Origin of the sequence: Chlamydiifrater phoenicopteri (assembly GCF_902807005.1) — a bacterium.
In the GTDB taxonomy this organism is placed as follows: Bacteria; Chlamydiota; Chlamydiia; order Chlamydiales; family Chlamydiaceae; genus Chlamydiifrater; species Chlamydiifrater phoenicopteri.
On record NZ_LR777658.1, the window covers coordinates 190,687 to 217,038 of the forward strand.

Consider the following 26,352-nt stretch of genomic DNA (forward strand, 5'->3'; position numbering starts at 1 on the left):
AGAATCAAAGCTTGTCCTCTCTGATAGACAAGATGAAATAAGCTGGAAAAGCAAAATGGTTATTGGGTCTGGGAACAACTTGTACAACAACTTTTTTTCCAACCCAAGCATCCATGTCAAATTTGGTAGTATACAGAAAGGCTAGAGTGTTGTCTTGATCTTTGAGTAGATAATCTCCTGGGTTATTTCGAACAACGTGAGTATACTGCTCTATTGTTCCTCTTAAGGTAGAGGCTTTAGCTTGCTCCGCTTTATAAAAATCTTCTAGCGAGACGTTGCTAGAGTTTTGCATATTAGCCCATACCGAAAACAAAGAATTTTCCATCGTCACCCGCCCCTTAGTTTGAGGAGAGCACTTGATGGTTGTCTGTTTGCGAATATGTTGAGATAGAAGAGATTTTCCCATATAGTTTTCTATAGCTTTGGGAAGATGAGAGGAAAAAGAGTTCGTAGGAGGTAGCGGTTTTGAGCTAGAGATCTCTTCCGTAGAGGTTTTTTCTAGGTAACGGTCCTGTATCTTTTCCAAAACTTCCTGAATTTTTTTTTGCAGTTCAGGAATTCCAGCAAATTCTTCTGTTTGGACAAGGTTGACTTTGCTATAGATAGATTCGAGATCGACAGACTTCAGAGGTTTTTCTAACTCCTTAAAAGCGAAAGAAGCTGCGGAGTCCAAGAGATCTAAAGCAATTTTTCTGTTATGCTCTAAAGTTTGATAAACTTCTGGAGAACCAATATTATTGATGTAGTTTTTAGCTACGTAAAACACGCACTCTTCTGGCAAGGCAATTTCTTGCCATTTTCCTTGTGAAGATGGCCCTGGAATGGTTTTGATTTCTGTTCCCCGCGACAGACGGGTAACAATGGGAGCTGTTGTAGAGGGCTCAAGGCGGACATTGACTTGCTCTCCCTCGACTACGCCATCAAGTACAAAGGTTTTGAATATGTATCCCGTTACTGATGACGGAGGTTTTACCATGTAATATTCGGAGTTCATTCCGACGACTAAAAGTTTGTCTCCTTTAGATAATTCCTTAATGATGGTGCTGCCAACATTGGGGGCATGACGTAATCTGACTTTTGACCCTTTGATTTCTCCAGTAAAAGAAGAGAATTCTTTGGATAAAAGCTCTTTAGTTCCAGAGCTCTTATTGGAAGATGCCAAAGATTGCTGAGATACCAGCTGAGAGCCTAGGATCAACAATAGAACGGGTAATTGACGCATGCCATCTCCTTATTCATTCATCTCTTTTGCCTGAAAGCATTAACTCAGCCGGGCGGAGCAGCAAAAAACGCTGCGCCCCATCACGGGTGAGATTATATCGACGATTTTGAAAAAGTCAATGGCGATACGAGTTTAATTGCGAAGAAGATTGTTTTCTTCATCCCCTATGTATAAAGGACGGCTTCAATGTGCTCGCACGTTGTTTGTCCACAAGTGCATCCTATAGGTGTTCCTAGATAGACGCTGAACTGTTCTTTAGGATCTAAAGGATTGGTAACGACATACATGTTTTCTCCGCTTTGAACTATGTCCCAAGATCTGAAAGAAAGATCAGACTCTGAAACAGTTGAGTCATTCTCCTCTTCGATGAACCGGCCTACTTGACAGTGCAAACAGTTGCAGTGAGGTTCGGGAGAGGGCAGTGCTCCAGGAATATTATTAGCTAAGTTTTTCGTAATTTCAGCCATTTTTTCTAGAACTTCTGTTGGAGCATCAGAGTGATCCTTATGTTCTGGAACGTGTTGCAAAATCATTTCTATGGGATATGAGCCTGGTATGGGGAGTAGAGACTTTGCTGACAGAATCTGTACATCTGTATTTTTTGTTATTTGCTGTATTAGTGAAAGGAGGGGAAAAATTTTTTCATCTTCTTTTTTTTCTATTTCTTTTTTTGCTTGGGAGTTTTCCAAAAAACGGAGATGCTCATTGAAAACGACATCTACAATAGCCTTATCTAGGCCAGGGATTTCTACAACACTTCCATCAGTCAAATGCAGGTGAAGAGTTGCTTGGTGCTCATTACTTTCTTTGGCTTCAAGAAAAGCTATTTGACTCCATTTCGCCGAAATGTAGGGGGGAATGCAGATGATATGTTCGTTGACCTTCACTCTCATGTTGCCTCTCTTGAAAAAGCGCTAGAAATCTTTTCGAAAGCCAGATTGTATAAAATTGTAGTAATTTTTGCCAAACAACTAGCGCTCCATCTTAAAGAGTGCTAAATAAATTTTTTTTGTATTAATGTCTATGGTAATAATTGCTTGAAATAATAATGCAGGAAAAGCTACGAACAGAATTGAATTTGTGTGAGATTTCACCTCGGAATCATTTGTTGATGTCAAACAATAAATTAAAGAAAGCTTTTGTTTTAGATACTAGTGTCTTAATCTATGATCCAGAAGCAATAACCTCTTTTGAAGGATGTAAAGTTATTCTTCCCTTTACGGTTTTAGAAGAATTAGAGTCCGTGGGGAAGTTTCGAGATGAATCAGCAAAAAATGCTTCTAGAGCACTTTTGAATATCAGACATTTATTAGAAAATTCTTCTAGAAATTGTTCGGAAGGAATTTGTTTAGATAACGGGACTTTTTTAAGTGTCGCTGTTCTTCCTCAACATGAAACATTGAAAGCCTCTAAACTTTTAGTTTTAGACGTCCTCCAAATGTTGGTTGATAGAGGAGAGCGTTTTGTTTACGTAACTAAGAGCCTAGGAAGACGCGTCCGCGCTGAAAGCATGGGGATAGAATCCAGAGACTATGAGAATCAACGTTTTGCTTTTAGATCTCTGTACAAAGGCTTTCGGCGTATAGACGTGGATTCTGAAGTGATACAGTCCTTTTATAAAGATGGCGAGGCAGAAATTTCTGTTGATCTAGATCCATCTCCTAATGAGTACTTCCTTCTTCAGGAAGGAGAGAGATCTTCTGCTCTGGCTCGCTATGATGTCTCCGTTAGTAAATTGGTTTCTTTAAAGGCTCTTCCAGATTCTGTTTGGGGAATAAAACCTCTCAACGTAGAGCAGAAGTGTGCTTTAGATTTATTGCTCAGGGATGAGGTGAAGTTAGTCACTCTTATAGGCCAAGCTGGGTCTGGGAAAACTTTATTAGCTTTGGCTGCAGCTATGCATAAAGTTTTTGACAAAGGAATATACAATAAGCTTCTTATAAGTAGGCCTATTGTGCCTATGGGTAAAGACATTGGGTTTCTTCCTGGCGTTAAAGAAGATAAATTAGCTCATTGGATGCAGCCTATTTATGATAATATGGAATTTTTGTGCCATCTCAATGGTATGGAAGATTTTGGAGAAACCTTGCCATCGCTGATTTCTGCTAAAAAAATAGAGATGGAAGCATTAACTTATATTAGAGGACGATCTTTACCTAAAGTGTTTATGATTATTGACGAGGCGCAAAACTTAACGCCTCATGAAATCAAAACTATTGTGTCTAGAGCAGGACAGGGGACAAAAATAATTCTTACTGGAGATCCGACACAAATAGATAGTCCATATTTCGACGAAAATTCTAATGGATTAACTTATTTGGTAGGTAAGTTCCGCAATCTTTCTCTCTATGGTCACATGTTTATGTCCAGGACAGAGCGTTCAGAACTTGCCGCAGCAGCGGCAAAAATATTGTAATTTTTTAAGGCTTTTGTCTTCCTTTCTTTCATGTCTTCAAAACAGCTGCTTGGGATAGAAGTTTTCATTTAGGCAAGAACGAGAGGATCTGCTTTTGATTCGACTTGGAAGTTTTTCTAGTTTTTAAATTTTTTTAAGGATAGTTACGAAAGTTTTGATGAGAAATCTAGCTTTAGCAGCTTTCTGAAAAAGTCTATGCTGGAGTAACAGCTTAGCTCTACTGCAAGAGAAAAAATCATCACTAGCATAACCGCATACAGCACTAGCATAGCAATAAGAGAAAGGCCTAGCATCGAAAGGATGCCGAAGACAATGGTTAAGCGCAGATTGTTGGTAACATTCCGATCTAGAATTTCTTTCTGTCCAGACTCCCGAAGAATAGTTTGCCGGTTTTTATATGCGCAATAAAGAGTTATGGTTCCAGTTATTATTCCTATCCCAGGTATTAATTGGAGCAGAAAAAAGTATAAGGGCATTTCAGTCACCAGCCCTCTGGGATCAACGTTTATACATTGAAAAGTGCTTTTTCGCCATACTCGAGGCCGATCGTAGCATTTGTCTGGCTGGCGAAGGGTATCTGAAGGTCCTACGAAAACAGCTATCTCCATAAGAGCATCTAAATTAAATAAAAAGAATCAGTGTTTTAATGAGTTTCTTCATAAAAAGCACGAGATTTTATTCTATAGTTGGATAGCAATCAGTTGTTTCGTGATGGGATCTGAGGGAATGTAGCGGAGTTCTATTTGAAAAGGATCCATTCTTCGCAAACCAAGAGGGTATTAGACGAGACGGAAGAGGGGGCTTGCTCGTTAGGACTTTCTGCAAGGCACTGAATTTTTTTTGAGATCTGATTGCAGGGGGCGTGATGAGGAATCTAATACCAGTTGACTTTTGACAAAATTAACAAGAAGGCTGTAACTATGTTGCATCAAAAGAGACAAGGCTATTACTAAAATAACTGCCGCTATTATCAGAACAGCGAGGAGGGAGAGGCCTAGCATTGAGAGGAGGCCGAAAAGACCTGCTATGCGAAGATCGCGTAAAATGGGCCTATCTGGAATTTCTCTTAATCCGGTCTCTCGATGTATTGCTTTTTTGTTTTTATAAACGCTTCGGAGAGTTATTGCTCCAGTTACTATTCCTATCCCAGGCACTAATTGGAGAAGAGCAAAGTACCAGGGCATTTCTGAAATAAGCCCTCTGGGGTCGAGGTCTACGTATTGAAAGGTTCCGAGGAGAGATCCTCTGAATGTTGTGTAGTATTTTCCTGGAACTCGAGAAGCTCCCGAAGGGCCAACAAGAACGGGTATTTCCACAAAAGCCTCTAAGTCAAATAAAAAGCGCTGCTATTTTAACAAGTTTTTTCATAAAAGGCACGGGGTTTTATTCGACAGAAGTAGTGGAGGGATTCTGTGTAATATGGATTTAAAAGATTACAGAAGTAAGCTGTTTAGCAAAGGATCATTCATTTTAATTTTTTATTTTACGAGAGTTGGGTTATGGGTTATTAGTGCCTAGGGTGAATGTTCTTACTAAGAGTGTCGGAGCTATTATTAGGAATGCTATGGTGGCGGCGACAAGGGCTAAAGCTAGGGTAAGGACAAAGACAGGAAGAGCTAGGCCGAGCATAGAAAGAATGGCCCATACTTGGGTAGAACGAATCGTGAGTAGAGAGTCGTTATCAAGGCCCGGAAGTCCGGTCGTCTCTTTTATGAGGCGCTCGTTCCTATAAGCAGCGCGAAACGTGATAGCGCCGGCCACGATGCCAACAAGAGGAATTAACTGCAGAACAAAAAGAGTTTTAGGAATATGACTGAGAATTCCTCTGGGATCAATGTTTCTTACTACAACACAAATCTTATCTCCTTTAGTAAAGAAGCCTGGGGGAATTTTGTGAGTATCAAAAGGATCGTCAGAAATTAGTTTTCCAACAGCTGCTGCTATTTCCATAAAATTCTCTCAGATACGTTTTACTGCCTAAAAAGGAGAACAGAGAGTCTCCAGGGTTTTATTTAGCCATGTTTTTAGGTTATACTTGGACTGCAGGATTAAGGTCTATCGCCCGCATAAAAACTCTGGGTTTCAATAAGGTTACAAGCCGAAGTAGGGCGAATTGAATCACAACTAAAATCGCCGTAATGATTGTTGCTATGGCGACTACAGCACAAGCTACTAGAAATACGGGTAAGGCAAGCCCTAATATAGCTAGCACGCCGAAAGCTTGAGTTAAACGGATTTCTGCGGCAGAGCTTCTCTTAAAGGTTTCTATGGAGGTGTTTTCAATAATTAAACGCTTATTTTTCTGAGCTGCGGCAATGGCCATGCTTCCTGTTACAATGCCGACCACTGGGATTAGTTGCGAAATAAAGAATCCTAGAGGCATAAACGTCCAGTAACCTCTAAGGTCTATTCCGTCTACGGGTTTAAAGTACTTGTCGTTTTTGCTTATAATGGAAGCGTCTGTTTTTAAAACATTTAAGGGTAATTCATTAGGCTTAACTTCTATAAGTAAACTCATGTAAAGTACCAAGTTTAGTTTCTTCTAATTTTGGAGGTGGAGAGAATCGAACTCTCGTCCTTAGCAAACTCCCTGATAACGTCTACATGCTTAGCCCAAGATTAATAACGTTCGCCCTCTGAGTCTTGAGCTGCTAAAAGAACAAACGACCCCTTTTTATCTCGGAAAGCAACCAAAGGAGTACCAGTGTGGCTTCCTTACCAGATCTATGACGGCGCTTCAACGATCTCTGGCGGAATCGTTGGGCGCCGGGTCGCTAGCTTGCGCCAGACGACAGCAACGCTACGCTATCAACTTAAGCAGCTTTTTGCTCGTAGGCAATATCAGCAAAGTTAATAATTTCGCATTCGGCCTTAGGTTCGGCACTTATTGTTTCGTTGGCTTTTTAGGAGGCCAGCCAACACCCTCCGCATGCAGTTAACGCTTCATTCCTAAGTCGAAACCTTTACACCCCCAGGGCAGAGATTTTACCTAAAATAAAGCAAAAACTTAAGTAAAAAGTACATTTGATTAAAAAATGTGAAAAATTTTCTAATTTTATAGTGGACTCTATTAAGATTTATTGACGAGAGATAACGTTTTATTTTTGTCTAAGTTGTTCTTTATTTCTCTACGTGGTATGTTCCACCCCTGTTTTGTTTCCGGAAGTTTTTTATGCGCTAACCCGTCCGTTTTCGGGGACTTCTAGAGTTTTCGGGTCTTAATTGGAAAGGCCTAGTCCGTCTCGGCCGGTTTGTAAAGATTTTATATTTTTGTAGAGTAAATAGAACTCATGTCTAGTAATTCGAATAGAAAGGAAGCCTCTGTTTCTGATAGGGAATTGGAAATCCTCGATTTTTGGAAGAGTAGTGAAATTTTTCTAAAAAGCTTAGAAAAGCGTCAAAATAGTCCCCTATTTTCTTTTTATGATGGCCCTCCTTTCGCTACGGGGTTGCCTCACTATGGACACTTATTAGCAGGGACTATTAAAGATGTTGTAGGTAGATATGCCTCCATGAAAGGCTTTTTTGTCCCGAGAAGATTCGGATGGGATTGTCACGGAGTCCCTGTCGAGTATGAGGTGGAGAAAACCTTTAAGTTTGACTCTCCTAGTTCTATCCAGGAGTTTGGTATCGCAGCTTTCAATGAAGAATGTAGAAAAATAGTCCTAAAATACGTTGGGGAATGGCAGCATTTTACCGAACGTATAGGGCGGTGGGTAGATTTTTCTGAAACATGGAAAACAATGGACCCTTCTTTCATGGAAAGTGTTTGGTGGGTGTTTGGACAGTTATATGAAAAAGGACTTGTTTACGAAGGAACTAAAGTTGTCCCTTTCTCAACGAAGTTAGGTACTCCGTTATCTAATTTTGAAGCAGGACAGAATTACAAGGACGTGGAAGACCCTTCTGTTGTCATAAAGTTTCCTCTCAAAAATGACAATGCTAGTCTGCTAGTTTGGACAACTACTCCTTGGACATTAGTTTCAAACATGGGAGTCGCTATTGGAAGGGATATTACATATCTCAGAGTTCTACATAAAGATAGTGGGCAAGAATTTATTCTCGGGAAAGGGTGTTTAGATCGTTGGTTTAAAGAAGAAGCGAAGTTGGATGTTTTAGAGGAAATTCCAGGAAGAAGCTTAGAGGGGGCTTCTTACGAGCCTCCCTTTTCTTTTTTTGAAGAAAAACGTTCTGAAGGGGCTTTCCGTATACTATTGGGGGATTTTGTAGAAGAGACTGATGGAACGGGAATCGTTCATATGGCCCCCGCTTTTGGAGAAGCTGATCATTTTCTATGTAAAGAAAAGAACGTTCCTTCAGTTTGTCCTTTGGATAATTTTGGTGTTTTTACTGAAGAAGTTCCAGATTACGCTGGCCTAAGTTTCAAAGAAGGTTCTAAAAAAATTCTAAAGGATCTTCGAGATCGAGACCGTTTGTTTTATAGAGGGACTATCAAACATAGGTATCCATTTTGTTGGCGTACAGACGAACCGTTAATTTACAAGGAAGTTAAATCTTGGTTTGTCGCTGTAGAAAAAATTAAATCGGAGTTGCTTGCCTCTAATGAAGCAATATCATGGGTCCCGGGGCATATTAAAAATGGTCGCTTCGGAAAGTGGCTTGAGGGCGCTAGAGATTGGGCCATTAGTAGGAATCGTTACTGGGGAACGCCTATTCCAGTTTGGAGAAGTGATGATGGTGATGTCATAGTTGTAGACTCTGTAAAAAAATTAGAAGAACTCTCAGGAGTCTTTGTGGAGGATTTGCATAGACATTTTGTTGATTCTATAGAGATTGTAGCTGATGGAAAAGTTTATCATAGAGTCTCTGAAGTTTTCGATTGTTGGTTCGATTCTGGGGCTATGCCTTACGCGCAGAACCACTACCCCTTTGATAATGCTGAAAAAACCAGGCAGGCCTTTCCCGCAGATTTTATTGCTGAAGGATTAGATCAGACAAGAGGGTGGTTTTATACCCTTACCGTCATATCCACAGCTCTTTTCGGAGGCCCTGCGTTTAAGAATGCGATAGTAAACGGATTAGTTCTTGCCGAAGATGGCAATAAGATGTCTAAAAGGTTAAGCAATTATCCGAGCCCAAAGAGCATTTTAGATAAGTACGGAGCCGATGCCCTTCGACTATATTTGTTGAGTAGCGTCGTCGTTAAAGGAGAGGATTTAAAGTTTTCTGAGAAAGGGGTAGAAGGTGTTCTCAAGCAAATTCTTATTCCTTTAAGAAGTTCACTATCATTTTTCCAGACATATGCAAAAATCTACGACTTCGCTTCCATGGACTTTTCTAAGGAAAAGTCTTTTCAACAGACGGATTTATGGCTTTTTTCTGCCTTTCAAGGTCTTGTAGATAAGGTCAGGAAAGGATTAGATTCTTATGATCTTAATTCAGCTGTTCAACCTTTAGTAGAGTTTGTAGACTCCTTGACCAATTGGTATATCCGAAGATCAAGAAGACGCTTTTGGGAAGCTGAAGATACAGCAGATCGTAGAGCTGCTTTTTATACTCTGTACAATGTTCTTTTAGATTTCTCAAAACTTTTAGCTCCATTTATGCCTTTCGTTGCAGAAGAAGTTTATTTGCAGCTTAGAAAAGATTCTATGCCGGAATCTGTACACCTGTGTGATTATCCAGAGGTGGATTTTTCCGCAGTTGATCCCAGATTGGACGCTATGATGGATAACGTCAGAGAAGTCGTCAGTATGGGACACTCTGTCAGAAAGCAACACAAATTAAAGGTGAGGCAACCGCTGCCCTCAATACATATTGTCGGGGATAAAAAGAGGGTGGCAGATCTTCTTGAGTGTAAGCAGCTGATATTGGAAGAGCTTAATCTTAAGGAGGCGATTTTTTATGATAAGCTTCCAGATTTTGTTGAGGTTTCTGCAAAGCCGAATTATCGAGAGTTAGGGAAAAAAGTTGGCTCAGCAATGCATTTTATAAAAGAGTTCTTGGAAACCGTTTCCCCAGAGGAACTCAAGTCTTTAGAAAAAGGAGAGAGGCTAAATTGTCTTTTGCCGGAAGGAGACAGTATTTCTTTGTCTTTGGATGATGTGATAATTCAAAGAAATGCTCTACCCGGGTACATTGCACAAAATTCTGATAACTTCACCCTGGTCCTGGATACGCGGTTGACTCAAGATTTAATTTTTGAAGGTATTGCTCGAGAGCTTGTGAATAAAATAAATACGGCCAGAAAAAATTTGGGACTGGATGTAACGGATAGAATTATTGTATCGATAAGAGCTCTTCCAGAAGTTTTCTCGGCATTTGAGGCTTTTCGAGAATATATTTGTAACGAAACGTTGATCACAGAGTGTGTTTTCAGGGATGACGAGCAAGCGGATGTTTATGACATCAACGGATATGAGACAGGAATAGTCATTCGTAAAGCTTAGGTTTTTATTAGAGAGTTTTGATTTGGAACGCTATTTAAATAAACGCCGAGATCTTTTTCGTTTGGCAGAAATGCAAAGCCAGATAACAAAAAAGGCTGCTGTTCCATTAACAATAAAGAAGCTGGGAGATTTCGGGATTGGAGGTTGAGGTAGTTTTCCAAAACTTTCTCCGAACGGCCAGAATTTCCAGACAGGAGTTCCTAATAGGTTGTTTATCGGCACGAAACCAAACTCCCGGCTATCTGCACTAATGGGATAATTATCGCCAAGGACCATTACGTGTCCCTCAGGTACCTTGATTCCAAATTTTGTGATAAAATGAGTGAACGCTTCTTTGTCTTTTTGAAAAGAAGGAGGTTCTCCCTGATCTATAAAGGCGACGTACGGTTGATCTTCTGAAGACTGGGCGGCTCTTTCTTTCTCTTCCTCAATAAATTTCATTAAGGCTGGATCCTTTTTAAGGAATACAGGAGCATCCATTAGGTATAGATTGCCCTTGTTGTAGAAAGCATATCTATATGGTAATTGAAGGGGCGATCTATTGGCGGGTGAGTAAAAAGAGCTAAAGACTATTCCAAAATTAAAGAGTTGGATGACTTGCTTGTGGTTTAGGTCCATGAGGGGGTGAGAAGTTGGAAGGCGCTTCCTAATGCCTCCCCAGTTGATTTTATACGCTTGCCCTTTTTCATACTCATAGCAACCGTCAGGAATGCCAGGTAGATCTATAGCAAAAGAAATGTTAGGAGGGCTTTCGTGGTTGCTGCTGTACCTAAAGGCTTTTTCAGAAGAAACAATAAATCGAGAGGTGGTTAAATTATTCTTTATTAGATGAATATGTTCTTTTCTAAGAGGTAATAGAGTGCTAAAAGGGTGTATAGTTGGTAATAATGGGACTTTTTTTGTGGAATATAGCCAAGGGGAAGGATAACTAGTATTTGGCGTGTGGTAAATTTCTAAATAGGCTATAGGATGCACAGAGGGAGTCTTGTAGGCGGGATAATACTCCAGAGCCTGACTTGGTGTGAGAATGCGAACCATTCCATAGTTTCCGATGCCGAAAAGATCTGCATAACTGACAGGTTCATCTCTTCGATAGCGAAGTAAAGCAGGTTTGTCTTCCTTCCATTCGTAGTTAAAGAAAGAACCCTTCATTTGGTTGTTGAAGAAGTCAATCTTTCCTAGCCTTTGATTCATTTGTTTGTAAAACACCGTCACTCCCTTAGAAGAGGATCTTTCGATTTCAGTTGCTCCGCTAAAGGAAAGAAATGGGCAGTGATAAATAGAATCTATAGAATATTTTTCTAGTAATTCTTCAGAGGATAGATCCGGGACGGGGTTAAGATCTTTGTCAACGATGTATATTCTGCCTCCATAGAAATATACAGAGTCGCCGGGCTTCCCAATACAACGCTTAACGTAGCGTTTTTTTCCAGGTATAAAACCAAAATATTTTGTATCAGAATCAGGGACATTCATGTCTGAGACTGTGAATATTACAAGACTGCCCCGTGTTAAAGAAGATTCTTTGAATGCTATCGGTCTTTTTTTGAAGGGGATATGTAGTCCAAAGGTGGTTTTTGACACCAACATTTGATCTTGCTCTCTTATGGTGGGTCTCATAGAACCTGTTGGTACTTCATAAAGCTCGAACCAAAATTGACGGATAAGTAGAGCAAAGACCACTGCTAAGAATAAATTTTTAGAGAAATCAAAAGCTCTAAATAAGAAAGTTTGCTCAGGGATAGTTGAGGCGATGGAAAGAACTTGCTGAGCTTGGGAAGAGGCTTCTTCAGAGTCTTTCTGAAAAATAGCATCTTCTAAGCTTTCAAGTTTTTTTTCTAGGAGAGCCTTTTTTTCAGGATGCTTTTTCAGTCGTTTTTGTTTTAAAAGCTTGTAAGAAGAGTGAAGAACTTGACGACTTTTATTCAGAGAAAAAGTTTTTTTCATGCAAAACAGCGGGTAAAGTTATTATTTTCTACTATACCGACTCACAATCAGCTGAAGACTAGGTTTGAGGGGAGAGTAAAGGTAAATTTTTTTAAATTCAAGTTTCTTAAGATGACGAGAGCGGTTAACTTTTGCTTTTCCCAAGATTTATACTCCGAATAGTTATTCTTCCCCTGGGTGATTCTATGACAACTCTGGCTGGGAATGGGGAAATGGTGGGGTCGGTAAGATAGATTAGAATTTTTCTTCCACTCAAAGGAGAATGGTCTTCGGGCCAAAAGGATTCAAAAACCCTGACGGGAACTTTAGGAGAGCGCTCTCCATCAATGGTGAGGGGTAAAAAAGAAGTTTCTTGAGTTTTTTTTGAGGAGGAGGGTGATGGAGAAAAAGGTAGGTGAAGTAGGGTATTCAGGAAGCAAAGCATGTTAATATCAGCCTTCGGATCTTCCAAAGAAAAGAGGTTTTCTTCAGATAAGGTTAAGTGGGTTTTTGTTCCTGGATACTTTTGTAATAAGGCGTCTTTGCTTGAAAGGTTGAATAGTTCCTGCTGGGATCCTTGAGGTAGGTGTGGGAAGAACACCTCTTCTATAAATATTTTTTTAGAAAGAGTCTTTTGAAGTGACAGAAAGCTAAAACTTCTGCCTTTGGCTAACACGATATAATCTCCCGAAGAGCCCGTCAGGAGTTGTTCTTTGAGAACTTGTCTAGAAAATTCTGCAGATACAGGAAATGAGAGAAAGCACGTAAAAAGTAGTGTTAAGAATTTTATTTTTGCACTAATGGTCACTAGAGATTTCTCCGACATTTTTTCTTGATTTTTCATTAAATGATTCAGTAGAATCTTCCTTTGGCCTTGTCTTATAAGGCGTTGTTTTTGGAGTTGTCAATATGAAAAAGAACACTCATCCTGAGTATCATCAAGTGTTGTTTGTGGATTCTTCGACTGGCTACAAGTTTGTTTGTGGATCTACTTTTACTTCTGAGAAGACTGAGATTTTTGAAGGTAAGGAGTATCCGGTTTGTTATGTCAGCGTCTCTTCGTCGTCGCATCCATTTTTTACTGGAAGTAAGCAGTTTATTGACAGTGAGGGGCGTGTTGATAAATTTATGAAGCGATATGGGAAAGGAGCGGTGAAGCCGCCGGTTGCCGCATCCTCCAGTGAAGCAGAGAAGCCTGTTGCTGAAAAGAAGAAGTCGGCTTCGGGAGCAAAGAAAGCGCCTGCGAAAAAGAAAAAGTAGAGTTTTCCTGCTATATTTACTCTTTATTGAAACTCGTTCCAGGGGCTCTTGGAATGAGTTTTTTTTTGATTTTAGCAACAATTTAATTTGATTTCTAGAAAGGGGCTGCTTGGTTATGGAAGAAAGGATCTCTGTTTGTATAACTCGTTTGCAAGAGGTAGAAAAGCTGCTTGCTGATCCAAACGTTTTTGGAGATCCCAAAGAGTATGAAAAATTAACAAAAGAACACGCATACTTATCTAGCATTAAAAATGTTGTAGACGAGATCTGTCGATTAAAGAAGATAGCTCAAGATGATCGAGACGCGTTGCAGTTAGAAAAAGACCAAGAGATGATAGAGCTTTTGGAAGGAGGCCTTCTTTCTATAGAAGCTCAGTTGGCTGCATTGTCCTCAAAACTAGAAAGTCTTTTAGTTCCTCCTGATCCGGACGACGATCTAAATGTAATTATGGAGTTAAGGGCTGGTACCGGGGGAGATGAGGCAGCTCTTTTCGTTGGTGATTGCGTGAGAATGTATCTTTTATACGCTTCTAGTAGAGGGTGGAAGACAGAGCCTTTGTCGGTATCAGAGTCTTCCATAGGAGGATATAAAGAGTATGTTATGGGGGTTTCTGGTTCTGGAGTGAAAAGATTGCTTCAATATGAGGCGGGGACTCATAGGGTGCAAAGAGTTCCTGCAACCGAAACTCAAGGTAGAGTTCATACTTCGGCTATTACTGTAGCTGTTCTTCTGGAGCCTGCTGAAGCAGAAGTCGTCATAGATGAAAAAGATTTAAAAATAGATACTTTTAGAGCTTCAGGAGCCGGAGGACAGCATGTTAACGTTACTGATTCAGCTGTGCGTATCACGCATATCCCAACAGGAACAGTTGTCACCTGTCAGGATGAAAGGAGTCAACACAAAAATAAAGACAAAGCTATGAGGATTTTGAATGCAAAAGTGCGTGAGGCTGAAGCTAAAAAAAGGATGGAGGCTGAGTCCGCATTAAGGTTGTCCCAGGTGGGTAGCGGGGACAGGTCTGAAAGAATCAGAACGTATAATTTTCCTCAGAATAGAATAACAGATCATAGGATCAACTTAACTTTGTATAACCTTGATAAAGTTATGGAAGGGGATTTAGATTGTATTACCGAGGCGTTGGTTAGATTCTTTTATCAAAAAAGATTAGAATCATGAATAAGGACGTGAGAAGAGTCCTGGATCAGGGGGCAGATATTCTTCGAAAGTCTGGAGTTCTTTATCCAGATCGGGAAGCTGGATGGTTATTGTTGTCTTTACTGGGTTTGTCTCGGTTTTCTGATTTAGAGTATATTTCTGAGCTAAAAAAGCAGGAGATAGAAAATTATTTTTCTTGTGTTAGGGTTCGATGTCAGAGAATGCCGCTGGAGTACATTTTTGGGAGAGCATTTTTTTATGGGCTATGTTTGACAGTATCTCCTAAGGTTTTAATCCCGCGTCAGGAAACGGAGGGTTTGGTTGACAAGATCTGCTCTTATCTAAAAAAGCGGGGCTCTGAGATTAAAGAGTTCAGAGATGTCTGTTGCGGGAGTGGTTGCCTTGGTTTAGCTGTCAAAAAAAATTTCCCAGATATTCGTGTAGTTCTGTCGGATATCTGCCCTCAAGCTTTGGAGGTAGCAGAGAAGAATGCAATAGACAACCAACTAGAGGTAGAGATTGTTGAGGGGGATTTGTTTGCTCCGTTTTCTTCTAGTTGTGATGCTTTCGTCTGTAATCCTCCATACCTGTCCTACCAAGAAGTAGTGACAGCAGAGCCAGAAGTTCGTTGCCAAGAACCGTGGTTGGCTCTAGTGGCGCCTAAGAATGGATATGAGTTTTATTATCGGATAGCAGAAGGCTTGAATGATTTTTTGGCTCCTGGAGGAGTGGGGTGGTTAGAGATTGGATCTTTACAGGGGGATAGGCTGAAAGAGTTATTTATTTCATCTGGGTGCTCTTCCGTGTCTTTAGACCAAGATTTATTTGGAAGAGATCGATTTATCCAACTTTTTCGATAATTTTTTTCTTGAATAGGAAATTTTTTTTCAGTACCCTTGGGGGTCTTTTCTTTGCTTTTTTGATCGATGTTTGGAGATTTATCCCAGAAGCTGTCTAAGGTTTTTTCGTCCTTCACCGGGGCTAGGCGTGTCACGGAGCAAGGTATTTCTGAGGCTATACGAGAGATTAGACTAGCTCTTTTAGATGCTGACGTTAATTACACATCAGTCAAAAGCTTGATTTCTACCATAAAAGAGAAAGTTTCTAAGGAACTTTTGCTCAAGAGTAGTGATCCGGGGACGGTTTTCCTGTCTTGTGTTAGACAGGAGGTCCTGTCTATGCTTTCTAGCTCAGATTCTGAGCTTCTTTGTTCAGGGAAACCTGGAGTTATTCTTCTATGTGGATTGCAAGGAGCAGGGAAAACGACGACAGCCGCTAAGCTAGCCTTATTCTTATCTGAAAAAAAATGTAAAAAAGTTTTGTTGGTTCCCTGTGATTTAAAGAGACCCGCCGCTGTCGAACAGTTGAAAATTTTAGGTCGGCAGATAGGAGTAGATGTATTTGATCCCGCAAATGAGTCTGATCCTATTTCTGTGGCCAAGAAGTCTCTCGAAGAGGCCAAGAGAAGCGGCTATGACGCGGTTGTTTTAGATACTGCGGGAAGACTCAATGTTGACGACTGTCTTATGAACGAGCTTGAGAGTCTACATAAAAGTGTTCCTGCTGGAGAGAGGCTGTTTGTAATGAATCCTTCTATGGGGCAGGATGCTGTTAGAGTTGCAAAAGCGTTTGATGATAGAGTTGGAATCACGGGGTTGATTCTATCAATGACAGATGGTGATGCCAAGGGAGGGTGTGTTCTCTCTATTAAAGAGGTTCTTGGAAAGGCCATTAAATTTGAGGGTTGCGGAGAGCGAGTAAAGGATCTCAGGGAGTTTGATGCAGAGTCCATGGCCGATCGGATTGTTGGTATAGGGGACGTTCGGAGTTTTATGAGGGAGGTCCGAGAGCTTGTTTCCGAAGAGGAAGATCGCGCTTTGGAAGAGAAGCTCCTTAAGGCAACCTTCACTTACGAGGATTATTACAAACAAATGAAAATTTTTCGAAGGATGGGGCCCTTAAGAAAAATTATGAAGATGTTCCCCGGTTTCGGAGGGGGAGTAAAAGAAAAAGAGCTAGAAGCTTCGGAAAAAGAGTTTACGAAAACAGAAGCCATGATATTATCGATGACTCCTGAAGAAAGGAAGGAGTTAGTAGCCCTTGATATGAGGCGTATGAAGAGGATTGCTCTTGGCGCAGGTGTTACGATCGGCGACATCAATCAATTTCGCAAAAAAATGGCTCAATCTAAGAAATTTTTTAAGGGCATGACTAAAGAAAAAGTTGAGCAAATAAAAAAGAAAATGAGCGGAGGAAACAAGTGGCGCTAAAAATCCGTTTACGACAACAAGGTCGGAGAAATGGCGTAGTATATAGACTCGTTCTTACAGAAACTAGTTCTCCTAGAGATGGTAAGTATGTTGAAATGCTAGGATGGTACGATCCCAGAGGGCAGGTGAATTACAAGTTACACGGGGAGCGTATTTTTTACTGGTTGTCTCAGGGGGCAGAGCTTACAGAAAAAGCTTCCGTTCTAGTTAAAAGGGGCGCTCCAGGGGTTTATCAGGAGTATTTGACAAAAAAACTAGAACGCAGAGCGGTTTTGTGCAAAAAACGTAGAGCTTATCGTAAGCGATTATCAGAAAAAAGAGATAATCGTATCAAAGAGCCTGCGAGCAAGTAGATTTTTAGGGAAATGAGGATAGATCTTTTGTCTTTGTTTCCCGAGTTCTTCGAAAGTCCACTTCGACAGGGGATTCTTTCTAAGGCTATCGCCAAAGGCGTGCTTTCCGTTCACAGACATGATATCCGGGAATTTGGTCTTGGTAAGTGGAAACAGGTTGACGATGTTCCCTTCGGTGGTGAGGGGGGGATGCTTCTTATGGCGGAGCCGGTAGTTTCTGCAATTCGAAAAGTCCGGACGAGAGATAGCAAGGTCATCTATCTTTCTCCTCAAGGGGAGCTTTTAACAGCAAAAAAGAGTAGAGCGCTTGCCAAATGTTCTCACCTTGTGGTTTTGTGCGGACATTATGAAGGAGTTGACCAAAGGGCCCTGGATTTGGAGGTGGACGAGGAGATTAGCATCGGGGATTACGTATTAATGAGTGGCATGGTCCCAGCTCTAGTTTTAGTGGAGTCTGTGGCTAGGTTTGTTCCCGGAGTTTTGGGTAATACAGAAAGTGCAAATAAAGACTCTTTAGAAGACGGTCTTCTGGAGGGGCCCCAGTACACCAGGCCTAGGGATTTTTTAGGGGAAGGGGTCCCCGATGTTCTCTTAAATGGAGATCGACGAGAAATTGAGAGGTGGAGGTTAGAAAAACGGCTCTCAACTACGCAAGATAAAAGGCCCGATTTATATGCCAAATATTTGAATGCTTCAGGGTCTTTCGTAGAAAGTGTAGAATTCCAGCCAAACTATTCTGAAGAAGACGTTGTTTGTTTTGGATCCGTAGTAGTGGGAGTTCGGGACGTTATTTCTGTAGGAAAGTTTTACTCAAAGGTTTTTGGTAAGGAAAACTTGGTTTTTAATTCCGATTTTGAAGCGAAAATTTCTTTAAAAAAGGGATTTAGTGTAATCTTGAAGTCCTCCGTTCCTCCTTTAGGGGGTTCAAGATTGGGTTTGGTTTTCAGTGACGAGGCCAGTTTTTTGCGTTGTGTGAATAAATGGAGAAGTTGTTTGAAGGCTTCTATAGAGTGGGACACTAGTTGTAATTGTTTTATAGCTAGGGATCCAGAGGGCAATAGTTGGACGCTGGTTTTAGACCAGGAAAAGAAGCTTAGAGGTTGATCATATGAATATATTAGAAGAGTTACAGCAAGAACAGTGTAGAAATGATATTCCAGATTTTTCCGTAGGAGACACTATAAAGGTTGCCACGAAAATTTCTGAGGGAGGAAAGGAAAGAGTCCAGACTTTTCAAGGAACTGTTATGGCAAGAAAAGGTGGAGGGGCTGGAGAAGTTGTTTCCTTACACAGAGTGGCTTATGGGGAGGGGATGGAGAAAAGCTTTCTTTTGCATAGCCCCAAGGTGGTAGGAATTGAGGTCGTAAAGAAAGGAAAGGTTTGTCGCTCTCGTCTATATTATCTCAGAGGAAAAACTGGTAAGGCTGCTAAAGTCCGAGAGTATGTTGGGGCTAAGGGCGCGAAAAGCAAAGCTTAGAGCTACTTTTTGGGGGAGATCTTTTGAAACCTCGAAACGTTGACCTAGAAGCCCTGAAAAAAAGATTCCTTATCATGACCTCTTTTGAAAGGGAAGCGTCTCTAGCGGGCTTCACGGTTGTTATGGGAGTTGATGAAGTAGGGCGGGGGCCTCTGGCCGGTCCTGTAGTGGCTGCTTCCTGCGTGCTGCCTTCTGGAAAAGAGTTTTTGGGTCTCGATGATAGCAAGAAGTTGACCCGGGATAAACGCCTGAAGCTTAGAGATCAACTTGTAGGGGACCCCGACGTTTGCTTTTCTTTAGGAGTCGTTGAGGTGGAAATTATCGACGAGATTAATATTTTAGAAGCAACAAAAGTAGCTATGCTTCAGGCCATAAAAAATTCCAAAGTGGCTCCCGATTGTATTCTCGTTGATGGGCTATCCCTTTCCATCCCTGGTAGAGACCACGTCTTGGTTAGAAAAATTATTAAAGGGGACTCCCTTTCTGCGTCCATAGCAGCAGCCTCTATCATAGCCAAAGAGTATCGTGATGACCTTATGTTGGAGCTACACAAGCAGTATCCTGAGTACGGGTTCAAAGATCATAAGGGGTATGGTACCTCCAAGCATTTGGAAGCACTAAAGAAATATGGCCCCAGCCCCTGCCATAGGCGCAGTTTTTCTCCAGTTAAAGAAGCTTTGGAAAAAGGAGTTGGGAAGTGGAGTATGTGTTGAAGCATCCTATTTCTTTGAAAAAAACTTCTTGTGAACCGAAGCTATTTGTTATCAGTGCCCCTGCTGGGGCAGGAAAGACAACTTTGATTCAAAAGATGGAGTCTGCGTACTCTCAATCTTTGGAGAAAGTAGTTACTTCTACGAGTAGAGCTGCCAGAGAAGGTGAGGTTCATGGAAAAGATTATTACTTTCTTTCCAGAGAAGAATTTGAGAAAGAAATTAGAAAAGAAAGTTTTCTGGAATGGGTATTCCTCTTCAGAAATTATTACGGGATAGGAAAGGGTGAAATAGATCGGATATTTGCTTTGGGCAAGCATGCTATAGCAGTCATAGATATTCAGGGGGCTTTAAAAATAAAAACTTTAATGCCCGCAGTGTCCATATTTATAGCGCCACCTTCCATGGAAGAACTTCATCGACGCCTTGAAGAAAGGGGCAGTGAAACGGATGAGCAAATTGCTGAGCGTCTTGCAAGGAGTTCTGAAGAGATTAAGGCTGCGAGCCAGTTTGATTATATTGTGATTAATGATAACCTGAATCAAGCTTACCAATCTTTAGTAGATGTTTTTATAGCAGAAGAAAATAGGAGTCGTCATGAGCAAAGGAACTTTAACAAATGAGAAGCTAAATAAAAAGTTTGATAGTCCTTTTGTTTTAGTTAATTGCGCTATTAAACAGGCTAAGATTAGAATCCAACGAGGGGATGTTAGAACCTCAAATGCTGCAATAGAAATTCTAGAGTTATTAAGCCGCGATGATTTTGTTCTAGGAAGTGAAGATTCTATAGAAAACAGAAGTGGAGAAAGTTGTGGTCGCATGACTTCTTCTGGATCCTCTTACAGAAAAAAAGATCCTTCTGCATACACGTGGAGTGATGTTAAATAGCCATCTATTATGAGATCTTCTAAAACTCGAGTCCTAATTACTGCAGCGCTTCCGTATGCTAATGGTCCGCTTCACTTTGGGCATATTTCAGGGGCGTACTTACCCAGTGACTGTTACGCTAGATTTCGTCGGTTATTGGGAGACGATGTTTTGTTTATTTGTGGATCAGATGAATATGGCATAGCTATTACTCTTAATGCTGAGAGAGAGGGTGTACCTTTTCAAAAATATGTTGATCACTATCATCAACTTCATAAAGACTCTTTTCGTCGGTTAAACATTTCTTTTGATTTTTTTTCTAGAACGACGAATCCATATCATCGAGAATATGTCTGCCAATTTTATGACGATTTAAAAAATAATGGCTTCATTCTTAAAAAGAAAACAGGGCAATTGTATAGCGAGCAGGAGCAGCGTTTTTTAGCAGATAGATATGTCGAGGGGACTTGTCCTGTATGTCATTTTGAAACAGCCAGGGGCGATGAGTGTCAGCAGTGCGGAGCTTCTTATGAAGCTACAGAGCTCATATCCCCTCGATCCAAAATGACCGGGGCAGCCTTATCTCTTAAGGAAACGGAACACTCCTTTTTACAACTAGAAAAATTCAAAGATTCTTTACTACGGTTTGTAGATGAGCTACGAGTAAAGAGCCATATGAAAAACTTTATTGTCGGTTATGTAAATTCTCTGAAGGAAAGAGCCATTACTAGGGACTTGGAGTGGGGAATTCCTGTTCCTGGAGAGGGTAGAGGTAAGGTTTTTTATGTGTGGTTTGATGCGCCTATAGGCTATATAAGTGCTTCGAGAGATTGGGCTGAGAATACTGGGAACAGCGATGCATGGAAGAAATATTGGTTAGATCCCGAAGTAGAATATATCCAGTTCGTGGGAAAAGACAACGTTCCTTTTCATGCAGTAATTTTTCCTTCGATGCAAATGGGGCAAAATCAACCCTATAAAAAGGTGGATGCTTTAGTAGCATCCGAATTTTATTTGTTAGAAGGGAAACAATTTAGTAAATCTGATGGCAACTACATTGACATGGATGAATTTCTTGATGAACATCCTGTCGACAAATTGAGATACGTTTTGGCTGCTACGGCTCCAGAAAGTTCTGATAGCGAGTTTTCCTTCGCTGATTTTAAGCAGCGTTGTAACTCTGATCTTGTTGGAAAGTTTGGTAATTTCTGTAATCGAGTACTCTCTTTTTCTTACAAAAATGGTTTTACGGAACTTGGTAACCCTGGCTCACTCAAGGAAGGTGACAAGCGTTTTATATCTAACTGCTTAGATGTTCTAAGAAAAAGTGAAGAAGCTTACCGCGAATTTTCTCTTCGAAAAGCAACAGCTCTTATCATGGAGATGGCAACTCTAGGAAATATTTACTTTAATGATGAGGCTCCCTGGAAATTGTTAAAGGAAGGGGATAAGAATCGGGTTAAGGTTGTTTTATTCAATGCTTGTTTCTGTATGAAATTGTTAGCTTTGATAGCATGTCCCATCATGCCGACCACTTTTGAGAAGATATTGCAAATGCTGGGTATTCCGTATGCCCATGTTGGTATATGGGACAAAGACTTTTTTGATATCGACTCTGTTTCGTTTAAAATAAGCTGCCCAGAGCATCTATTCTCTTGCTTGTAGTTTTTGGGATCCGCGGGAAATTTTTTGCTTTTTTATTGTGATAATCTTAGAATTCTTCCTAGCTTCAAAGGAGGTATGTCATGGGAGAGTTTGCTGCTTCTGCTACTGGTGCCGCCGGTGCTACCACCACCACTTCCGGAACAGGGTCTGAAGAGACCGTAAAAAAATCTAAGTGCTGGATAAGGAGTGGTCTGGGAGGAATCTCTGGAGGTTGTAAATCTTTTTACGCAAACTTGACTCGTACGCCCGATGAGCAGGGTAGAGTAACGAAAACTCAGCGGTTAGCCGCCTACTTAATCGCGACGCTTACATTGGCGCTTTTGAGTATAGCTTCGATGAGCTTAGTCGGGGTTACTTCTATGGTTATTTTAACGGCCTTCTTTGTGCTTGAAATGACAGTTTCTTTATTTTCACTGCTTTTGCTAATGACGGCTTTTTCTGGTAGGGACTGTGTCTTTTTCTCTGGGAGGCCGGCGGCTCCTGAAAAATACTCACAGATTCTTAAAGAGGTTTCTGAACGGGCTGTTCAACAGATGTCTCAAGGGGATGAAGAAGCTCTGGAGATGGAGGCGTTGGGCTCCTCTACTCATAGCGGGATGGAAGGGTCCAGCTCTAGGATGTGCCTAGGTTAGTTCTCGGGGTGAGGGCTGTCGATAAGAAGATTTCGTTTTTTTGAGGCCTCTGAGGTTCTTTAGGGGTCTTTTCTTTCTAAAAGTGTGGTCTGTTCCTGTTGGTATAGTAAAACTTTCAATGGCTCTTTTGGAGGTTTTTATGTCTTCGGTCCAGGGTGTGACAACTCTTCCAGAGGGAGTGGCTACTTCTTTGAATGCTGCTGAGCAAGCTTTATTAGATAGGGTGGAGAAGTTAGAGAAAAGTGGCCGAAAGACTCTTCTCATTACTGCCTTGCTGACAATGAATCTAGCCTTCTTAGTGGCTAACTCAGCCTCGGTAGTGTTGACCATTCCTAGTTTTCTGTGTTTCATATTGAATCTAGTTTTGGTTGTCCTCTGCGCGTATTTTCTTATTAAAATGATTCTGAAGAAAAAGCCGACTTCTTCTAGAGAGCCGAGCGAAGGGCCAGGTTTTTTAGATGCTGTAATAAGCTGTGTAAGGCCTGTTCTTCAAGGCTTTGAAGCAGGAGCTCTCCCTGCTATCATTAAGATGATCGTAGAATACGTCGCTCCTCTTTTTGCAAAGAATGATCTGAATCGGTCAATAAGTGATAAGATGGCAGAAGAAGATCCGACTTTTCAAGAAGTTCCCGATAAGAACTAGAGAGAGGCTTTTGAATGGATAGTTTCTAAAATTCGTCCTAATCCTGTGCAGCGCTGGTTTCCTTTGTTTGTGGAGACGGCTATGGCTATGGCTTTTGGGGTTCCTGTTAGCACCACAAGTTTCTTTCCTCTTGTAATAGCTGTATAGAGCAGATTTCGGTAAAGCATGACAAAGTGAGAAGTGTGGATAGGAACCACGATGCAAGGGCTTTCGCTTCCTTGGTACTTGTGTACAGATACAGCGTAAGCTAGGGTGAGCTCGTCTAAGTCAGAGTAAGAGTAAGAGACGGAGCGGCTGTCGTAATTTACAGTCATTTCTTTATTGTGAAAATCTATAAGAGAAACGTAGCCGATATCTCCGTTAAAGACTTCTTTAAGGTAGTTATTTCTTGTTTGCATTACCTTATCTCCCACGGAATAGTTTTCGAATTTTTTAGAAATCGATGGCTTACTCGGATTTAGAGCTTGTTTGATAGCTTTATTGAGATTAAGTATTCCAAGGACGCCTTTTTTCATAGGGGATAAGACTTGGATATCTTTAGGGTATATATGGTATTTTTCAGGAATAGTTTTTGTTATTAGATCGACGATAAAATCAGCTATTTCTTGGGGGTCCTTTTTGTAGTAAAAGAGAAAGTCTTTTTTGCAGTCCTTAGCGTAAAGTTCGGGTAATTTCCCTTCATTTATTCTATGAGCATTAATTACTATACCAGAGTTTTGTAGTTGTCTGAAAATTTCATTGAGCTCAGTTACTTGTATGAGGGAAGAATCTATTAGGTCTTTCAAAACATTGCCAGGGCCTATACTAGGGAGTTGGTGAACATCTCCAATCAAAATTAGGATGACATGATCGGGTAGAGCTTTGAGGAATTGGCACATAAGAATAGTATCTATCATTCCTGATTCATCAACTATTATGAGATCACAGTCTACGGGGTTGTTTCTATTTTTTTTAAAAGATTTTGTTTGAAAGTCGTATTGAAGCAAACTGTGAATAGTAACAGAGTGTTTCCCTGTTATTTCTGCCATGCGTTTAGCAGCTTTTCCTGTTGGGGCAGCTAGGATAATTTTGTTGGTGATTCTTTCGAAAATTTGAAGAATAGCTTTAGTTATGGTGCTTTTTCCTGTTCCCGGTCCTCCAGTGATAATATGTAATTTTTCTTTAAAAGAGAGAGAAACAGCTTCACGTTGCTTATCAGCTAACTTTAGATTCAGCTTATCTTCAACCCATTCCAAAGCTTTTAGAGAGTTGATCTCCCTTAAGGTTTTGGGTGATGAAAGAATTCTACGGATATCTTGAGCTATCATTTGCTCTGATTGGTACAAATACTTAGACCAAATAGTTTCCGTTTCACCTTCCTTTTGTATGAAGAGTTTTTTTTGCTCCTCCAGAAGGGTTATATTGTTTACGATCATTTCTGGAGAAACTATTGTTTCAGGAAAGTTCCCATTGAGTAAAGACAGGGCCTTCTCTACTAAGATTTCAGAAGGCGTGCAAGTATGACCTTCTTCTTGAATTTCTTCTAAAGCATGTAAGATTCCAGAAGAAATACGTTTATCTGAGGTTGGAGGGTACCCCAATTTTGTTGCTACAAGATCAGCTGTTTTAAAACCTATACCGTTAATTTCTCTTGCTAGAATGAAGGGGTCATGACGAATTTTTTCTATAGAAGCTTCTTTGTACTTGTTATAGATTTTGCGGCCGTAGTGGATGGGGATGTCGTAGCGTTGAAGAAACAGAAGAGTGGCTCTAAGAGATTTTTGTTCATTAAGTTGCTGGAGGATAACAGAGTATTTAGATGAGCTTATGCCTGGAATTAGAAGAAGTTTTTCTGGGTTTTCATCTAAGATAATTGCAGACTGCTCTTGAAATTTTTCTACGATTTTCTCAGCGATCTTAGGGCCGATGCCTTTTATAAGCCTAGAGGTGAGGTAGTTGAACACCCCTTTAGCTTCGGAAGAAGAGGATTCCTCTATAGCTTGTACATAGAATCTCACTTGATTATCTTCAGAAACTTTCCATTCCCCAGAAAGGACTAACTGTTTTCCTAACAGATGAGGCGTCAACACAGATCCGACGACAGTAACGGGGAGTGTTTGATAAGGGGTGAAGAAAAGTGCCGCAGGAGGGTGGCCTGTAGGGGCTTCTTCAGAGCAAAGAAACTGTTTAAGAGAACCAAAAATCTTCTCCATACGCCAGATCAGTTGTTTGTGGAGACGCGGGAACGCAAAAAGACCTCACAGCTCATGCTGGGATACGGTAAAGGTTAATGATTTTTTAATCTACTAATTCTTCAGAGAACTCATTATTTTCAAGAGTTTCTATAGAAGATTCAGAATGTGCAGCACTGCCGTGTTCTGAAAGTAAAGTCCCAGCTAAACTTCCCGTCAGCATAAGAAGTATACCAGTAGTTTCTATTAGAGAGGGGGTAGTTTTAGATACCAGAAGAAAGGAGAGGACAAGACCGAAAAGAGGTTCCAAGACGAGCATGGATCCTAGGACAGAAGAAGGAAGGGATAGAGAAGCCTTATTCCAGAGATTGATGGCTTGTCCTGAAGAAAAAATGCCTAAAATTGTTGTAAGAGCTAGGAATAAGTAAACATCTTTGGTGCTTGCTGAGGAGAAAGAGTTTAGCGTGTCTGTGAGACCTAGATAATTGCAAAAGATCAGGAGAGGGATACAGACTACCAATGCGCAGATTCCGAACATTCTTCCCCAAATTTCAGGGGTCATATCTTTATGGCACTTAACTAATTTTTCGTTAGAAATTACATATGCTACCCATATGGCCGTAGATGCTAAAACGCAAGCTATTCCGATAATTTTTTGTAGCACGCCTTCTACGGCTTCGCCGTGAAATTCAGAAACATTGGAGAGGACGACTCCGGCGGTTGTGATAATAACTATTCCAAACAAAAGACTAATGGGTAGTTCTCTCTTTCGAATATTGGCACAAACGAGGACTCCGACAGGAGTCAGGCCGGCGATGATTACTGTGATAGCGGACCCTGCTAGGCGTATAGCAGCGACTATGCCCAAGTAATAAATGGGGTTAATGATTGTGGACCAGATAAAGGCTTTGATCCAAATTTTTTTAGGGAAGGCATAAAAAATTTTTCTAGAATAAATGACGGATGTTGCCAGGGAAAAAAGTCCGTAGATAGAGTATCTGAATAGAACGATTTCTGTATCATGGAAGTGACTAAGAAACGCGGGGATAACAAAGACTATACCCCAATAAAAGCAAGCGCTTATAGCGTAAAAACACCCTTTAAGAGAAGTAGCTTTCCCTAGAGCATTATCTGAATCCGCGATCATGTCTCTCCCACAAATAGTAATGTTTTT

The 26,352-nt window shown here is 40.8% G+C and carries 25 protein-coding genes and 1 other RNA gene; 15 read left to right on the forward strand and 11 right to left on the reverse strand.

The window, feature by feature from the left end:
• Nucleotides 1-4 precede the first annotated feature (4 nt).
• Both KJA58_RS00825 and KJA58_RS00830 read right to left on the reverse strand, forming a co-directional pair.
• On the reverse strand, nt 5-1,222 hold the full coding sequence (locus tag KJA58_RS00825; RefSeq protein ID WP_213357584.1) for an SH3 domain-containing protein: 1,218 nt from the start codon (nt 1,220-1,222) through the stop codon (nt 5-7).
• Nucleotides 1,223-1,386: 164 nt separating this feature from the next.
• Entirely contained in the window at nt 1,387-2,115 is a 729-nt protein-coding gene (locus tag KJA58_RS00830; protein ID WP_213357585.1) for a hypothetical protein, read from the reverse strand.
• 218 nt (nt 2,116-2,333) lie between these two features.
• Here KJA58_RS00830 and KJA58_RS00835 point away from each other — a divergent pair, with 218 nt between their 5' ends.
• Nucleotides 2,334-3,638, forward strand: coding sequence for a PhoH family protein (locus tag KJA58_RS00835; RefSeq protein ID WP_213358352.1), 1,305 nt, complete (start codon nt 2,334-2,336; stop codon nt 3,636-3,638).
• Between the two features lie 143 nt (nt 3,639-3,781).
• On the opposite strand, the gene KJA58_RS00840 is transcribed toward KJA58_RS00835, so the two are convergent.
• From KJA58_RS00840 to ssrA, 5 genes are all read right to left on the reverse strand, one after another.
• A complete protein-coding gene (locus tag KJA58_RS00840; protein ID WP_213357586.1) occupies nt 3,782-4,246 on the reverse strand; it encodes a hypothetical protein in 465 nt (154 codons plus the stop codon).
• Nucleotides 4,247-4,447: 201 nt separating this feature from the next.
• Nucleotides 4,448-4,954 carry a hypothetical protein gene (locus KJA58_RS00845; protein WP_213357587.1) on the reverse strand — a complete coding sequence of 169 codons (507 nt, stop codon included), beginning with the start codon at nt 4,952-4,954 and terminating at the stop codon, nt 4,448-4,450.
• Between the two features lie 181 nt (nt 4,955-5,135).
• On the reverse strand, nt 5,136-5,588 hold the full coding sequence (locus tag KJA58_RS00850; protein ID WP_213357588.1) for a hypothetical protein: 453 nt from the start codon (nt 5,586-5,588) through the stop codon (nt 5,136-5,138).
• Between the two features lie 79 nt (nt 5,589-5,667).
• Nucleotides 5,668-6,156: a hypothetical protein gene (locus KJA58_RS00855; RefSeq protein ID WP_213357589.1), complete on the reverse strand. Its 489-nt coding sequence runs from the start codon at nt 6,154-6,156 to the stop codon at nt 5,668-5,670.
• Between the two features lie 28 nt (nt 6,157-6,184).
• Nucleotides 6,185-6,611, reverse strand: a transfer-messenger RNA (tmRNA) gene (gene ssrA, locus KJA58_RS00860).
• A 317-nt stretch (nt 6,612-6,928) separates the two neighbouring features.
• On the opposite strand from ssrA, the gene ileS reads away from it, so the two are divergent.
• Complete coding sequence (gene ileS, locus KJA58_RS00865) at nt 6,929-10,048, forward strand: isoleucine--tRNA ligase (RefSeq protein WP_213357590.1); 3,120 nt, start codon at nt 6,929-6,931, stop codon at nt 10,046-10,048.
• Between the two features lie 30 nt (nt 10,049-10,078).
• Here the strand turns inward: ileS and lepB are convergent, their stop codons facing one another.
• Nucleotides 10,079-11,995, reverse strand: a complete 1,917-nt coding sequence (lepB, locus tag KJA58_RS00870) for a signal peptidase I (protein ID WP_213357591.1) — start codon at nt 11,993-11,995, stop codon at nt 10,079-10,081.
• Nucleotides 11,996-12,119: 124 nt separating this feature from the next.
• Nucleotides 12,120-12,800 (reverse strand): hypothetical protein, encoded by a 681-nt coding sequence (locus KJA58_RS00875; RefSeq protein ID WP_213357592.1) that lies wholly within the window; start codon nt 12,798-12,800, stop codon nt 12,120-12,122.
• 83 nt (nt 12,801-12,883) lie between these two features.
• Here KJA58_RS00875 and KJA58_RS00880 point away from each other — a divergent pair, with 83 nt between their 5' ends.
• From KJA58_RS00880 to KJA58_RS00940, 13 genes are all read left to right on the forward strand, one after another.
• A complete protein-coding gene (locus KJA58_RS00880; RefSeq protein WP_213357593.1) occupies nt 12,884-13,234 on the forward strand; it encodes a type B 50S ribosomal protein L31 in 351 nt (116 codons plus the stop codon).
• Between the two features lie 115 nt (nt 13,235-13,349).
• The gene (prfA, locus tag KJA58_RS00885) at nt 13,350-14,411 is read left to right on the forward strand and encodes a peptide chain release factor 1 (protein WP_213357594.1); all 1,062 of its coding nucleotides are present in this window, start codon (nt 13,350-13,352) and stop codon (nt 14,409-14,411) included.
• Nucleotides 14,408-15,250, forward strand: a complete 843-nt coding sequence (gene prmC / locus KJA58_RS00890; RefSeq protein WP_213357595.1) for a peptide chain release factor N(5)-glutamine methyltransferase — start codon at nt 14,408-14,410, stop codon at nt 15,248-15,250. Before prfA ends, prmC begins: the two co-directional genes overlap by 4 nt.
• A gap of 66 nt (nt 15,251-15,316) precedes the next feature.
• Nucleotides 15,317-16,660 (forward strand): signal recognition particle protein, encoded by a 1,344-nt coding sequence (gene ffh, locus KJA58_RS00895; RefSeq protein ID WP_213357596.1) that lies wholly within the window; start codon nt 15,317-15,319, stop codon nt 16,658-16,660.
• On the forward strand, nt 16,651-17,013 hold the full coding sequence (gene rpsP, locus KJA58_RS00900; protein ID WP_213357597.1) for a 30S ribosomal protein S16: 363 nt from the start codon (nt 16,651-16,653) through the stop codon (nt 17,011-17,013). Before ffh ends, rpsP begins: the two co-directional genes overlap by 10 nt.
• A gap of 12 nt (nt 17,014-17,025) precedes the next feature.
• Nucleotides 17,026-18,117, forward strand: coding sequence for a tRNA (guanosine(37)-N1)-methyltransferase TrmD (gene trmD / locus KJA58_RS00905; RefSeq protein WP_213357598.1), 1,092 nt, complete (start codon nt 17,026-17,028; stop codon nt 18,115-18,117).
• Between the two features lie 4 nt (nt 18,118-18,121).
• Nucleotides 18,122-18,490 (forward strand): 50S ribosomal protein L19, encoded by a 369-nt coding sequence (gene rplS, locus KJA58_RS00910; RefSeq protein WP_213357599.1) that lies wholly within the window; start codon nt 18,122-18,124, stop codon nt 18,488-18,490.
• A gap of 53 nt (nt 18,491-18,543) precedes the next feature.
• Nucleotides 18,544-19,203 carry a ribonuclease HII gene (locus KJA58_RS00915; protein ID WP_281412039.1) on the forward strand — a complete coding sequence of 220 codons (660 nt, stop codon included), beginning with the start codon at nt 18,544-18,546 and terminating at the stop codon, nt 19,201-19,203.
• Nucleotides 19,188-19,823: a guanylate kinase gene (gene gmk / locus KJA58_RS00920; protein ID WP_213357600.1), complete on the forward strand. Its 636-nt coding sequence runs from the start codon at nt 19,188-19,190 to the stop codon at nt 19,821-19,823. The genes KJA58_RS00915 and gmk overlap by 16 nt, the downstream gene beginning before the upstream one ends.
• Complete coding sequence (locus tag KJA58_RS00925; protein ID WP_213357601.1) at nt 19,798-20,088, forward strand: hypothetical protein; 291 nt, start codon at nt 19,798-19,800, stop codon at nt 20,086-20,088. Before gmk ends, KJA58_RS00925 begins: the two co-directional genes overlap by 26 nt.
• A gap of 9 nt (nt 20,089-20,097) precedes the next feature.
• Nucleotides 20,098-21,732 carry a methionine--tRNA ligase gene (gene metG, locus KJA58_RS00930; protein ID WP_213357602.1) on the forward strand — a complete coding sequence of 545 codons (1,635 nt, stop codon included), beginning with the start codon at nt 20,098-20,100 and terminating at the stop codon, nt 21,730-21,732.
• Between the two features lie 80 nt (nt 21,733-21,812).
• Nucleotides 21,813-22,364 (forward strand): hypothetical protein, encoded by a 552-nt coding sequence (locus KJA58_RS00935; RefSeq protein WP_213357603.1) that lies wholly within the window; start codon nt 21,813-21,815, stop codon nt 22,362-22,364.
• Between the two features lie 139 nt (nt 22,365-22,503).
• Nucleotides 22,504-23,007, forward strand: coding sequence for a hypothetical protein (locus KJA58_RS00940; protein ID WP_213357604.1), 504 nt, complete (start codon nt 22,504-22,506; stop codon nt 23,005-23,007).
• Here KJA58_RS00940 and recD2 read toward each other — a convergent pair.
• Nucleotides 23,004-25,199 carry an SF1B family DNA helicase RecD2 gene (recD2, locus tag KJA58_RS00945; RefSeq protein WP_425513803.1) on the reverse strand — a complete coding sequence of 732 codons (2,196 nt, stop codon included), beginning with the start codon at nt 25,197-25,199 and terminating at the stop codon, nt 23,004-23,006. The two genes, KJA58_RS00940 and recD2, sit on opposite strands and share 4 nt — an antisense overlap.
• A gap of 85 nt (nt 25,200-25,284) precedes the next feature.
• Complete coding sequence (locus tag KJA58_RS00950) at nt 25,285-26,325, reverse strand: DMT family transporter (protein WP_213357605.1); 1,041 nt, start codon at nt 26,323-26,325, stop codon at nt 25,285-25,287.
• Nucleotides 26,326-26,352: the final 27 nt, after the last annotated feature.

Coding starts and splice junctions, on each gene's coding strand:
- lepB (WP_213357591.1), bottom strand. CDS start 11,995: ATGAAAAAAACTTTTTCTCTGAATAAAAGTCGTCAAGTTCTTCACTCT.
- trmD (WP_213357598.1), top strand. CDS start 17,026: ATGAGGATAGATCTTTTGTCTTTGTTTCCCGAGTTCTTCGAAAGTCCA.
- KJA58_RS00840 (WP_213357586.1), bottom strand. CDS start 4,246: ATGGAGATAGCTGTTTTCGTAGGACCTTCAGATACCCTTCGCCAGCCA.
- KJA58_RS00825 (WP_213357584.1), bottom strand. CDS start 1,222: ATGCGTCAATTACCCGTTCTATTGTTGATCCTAGGCTCTCAGCTGGTA.
- KJA58_RS00855 (WP_213357589.1), bottom strand. CDS start 6,156: ATGAGTTTACTTATAGAAGTTAAGCCTAATGAATTACCCTTAAATGTT.
- recD2 (WP_425513803.1), bottom strand. CDS start 25,199: ATGGAGAAGATTTTTGGTTCTCTTAAACAGTTTCTTTGCTCTGAAGAA.
- KJA58_RS00880 (WP_213357593.1), top strand. CDS start 12,884: ATGAAAAAGAACACTCATCCTGAGTATCATCAAGTGTTGTTTGTGGAT.
- KJA58_RS00835 (WP_213358352.1), top strand. CDS start 2,334: ATGTCAAACAATAAATTAAAGAAAGCTTTTGTTTTAGATACTAGTGTC.
- KJA58_RS00850 (WP_213357588.1), bottom strand. CDS start 5,588: ATGGAAATAGCAGCAGCTGTTGGAAAACTAATTTCTGACGATCCTTTT.
- ileS (WP_213357590.1), top strand. CDS start 6,929: ATGTCTAGTAATTCGAATAGAAAGGAAGCCTCTGTTTCTGATAGGGAA.
- prmC (WP_213357595.1), top strand. CDS start 14,408: ATGAATAAGGACGTGAGAAGAGTCCTGGATCAGGGGGCAGATATTCTT.
- KJA58_RS00830 (WP_213357585.1), bottom strand. CDS start 2,115: ATGAGAGTGAAGGTCAACGAACATATCATCTGCATTCCCCCCTACATT.
- ffh (WP_213357596.1), top strand. CDS start 15,317: ATGTTTGGAGATTTATCCCAGAAGCTGTCTAAGGTTTTTTCGTCCTTC.
- KJA58_RS00935 (WP_213357603.1), top strand. CDS start 21,813: ATGGGAGAGTTTGCTGCTTCTGCTACTGGTGCCGCCGGTGCTACCACC.
- metG (WP_213357602.1), top strand. CDS start 20,098: ATGAGATCTTCTAAAACTCGAGTCCTAATTACTGCAGCGCTTCCGTAT.
- KJA58_RS00875 (WP_213357592.1), bottom strand. CDS start 12,800: ATGTCGGAGAAATCTCTAGTGACCATTAGTGCAAAAATAAAATTCTTA.
- prfA (WP_213357594.1), top strand. CDS start 13,350: ATGGAAGAAAGGATCTCTGTTTGTATAACTCGTTTGCAAGAGGTAGAA.
- rplS (WP_213357599.1), top strand. CDS start 18,122: ATGAATATATTAGAAGAGTTACAGCAAGAACAGTGTAGAAATGATATT.
- KJA58_RS00940 (WP_213357604.1), top strand. CDS start 22,504: ATGTCTTCGGTCCAGGGTGTGACAACTCTTCCAGAGGGAGTGGCTACT.
- KJA58_RS00925 (WP_213357601.1), top strand. CDS start 19,798: ATGAGCAAAGGAACTTTAACAAATGAGAAGCTAAATAAAAAGTTTGAT.
- KJA58_RS00950 (WP_213357605.1), bottom strand. CDS start 26,325: ATGATCGCGGATTCAGATAATGCTCTAGGGAAAGCTACTTCTCTTAAA.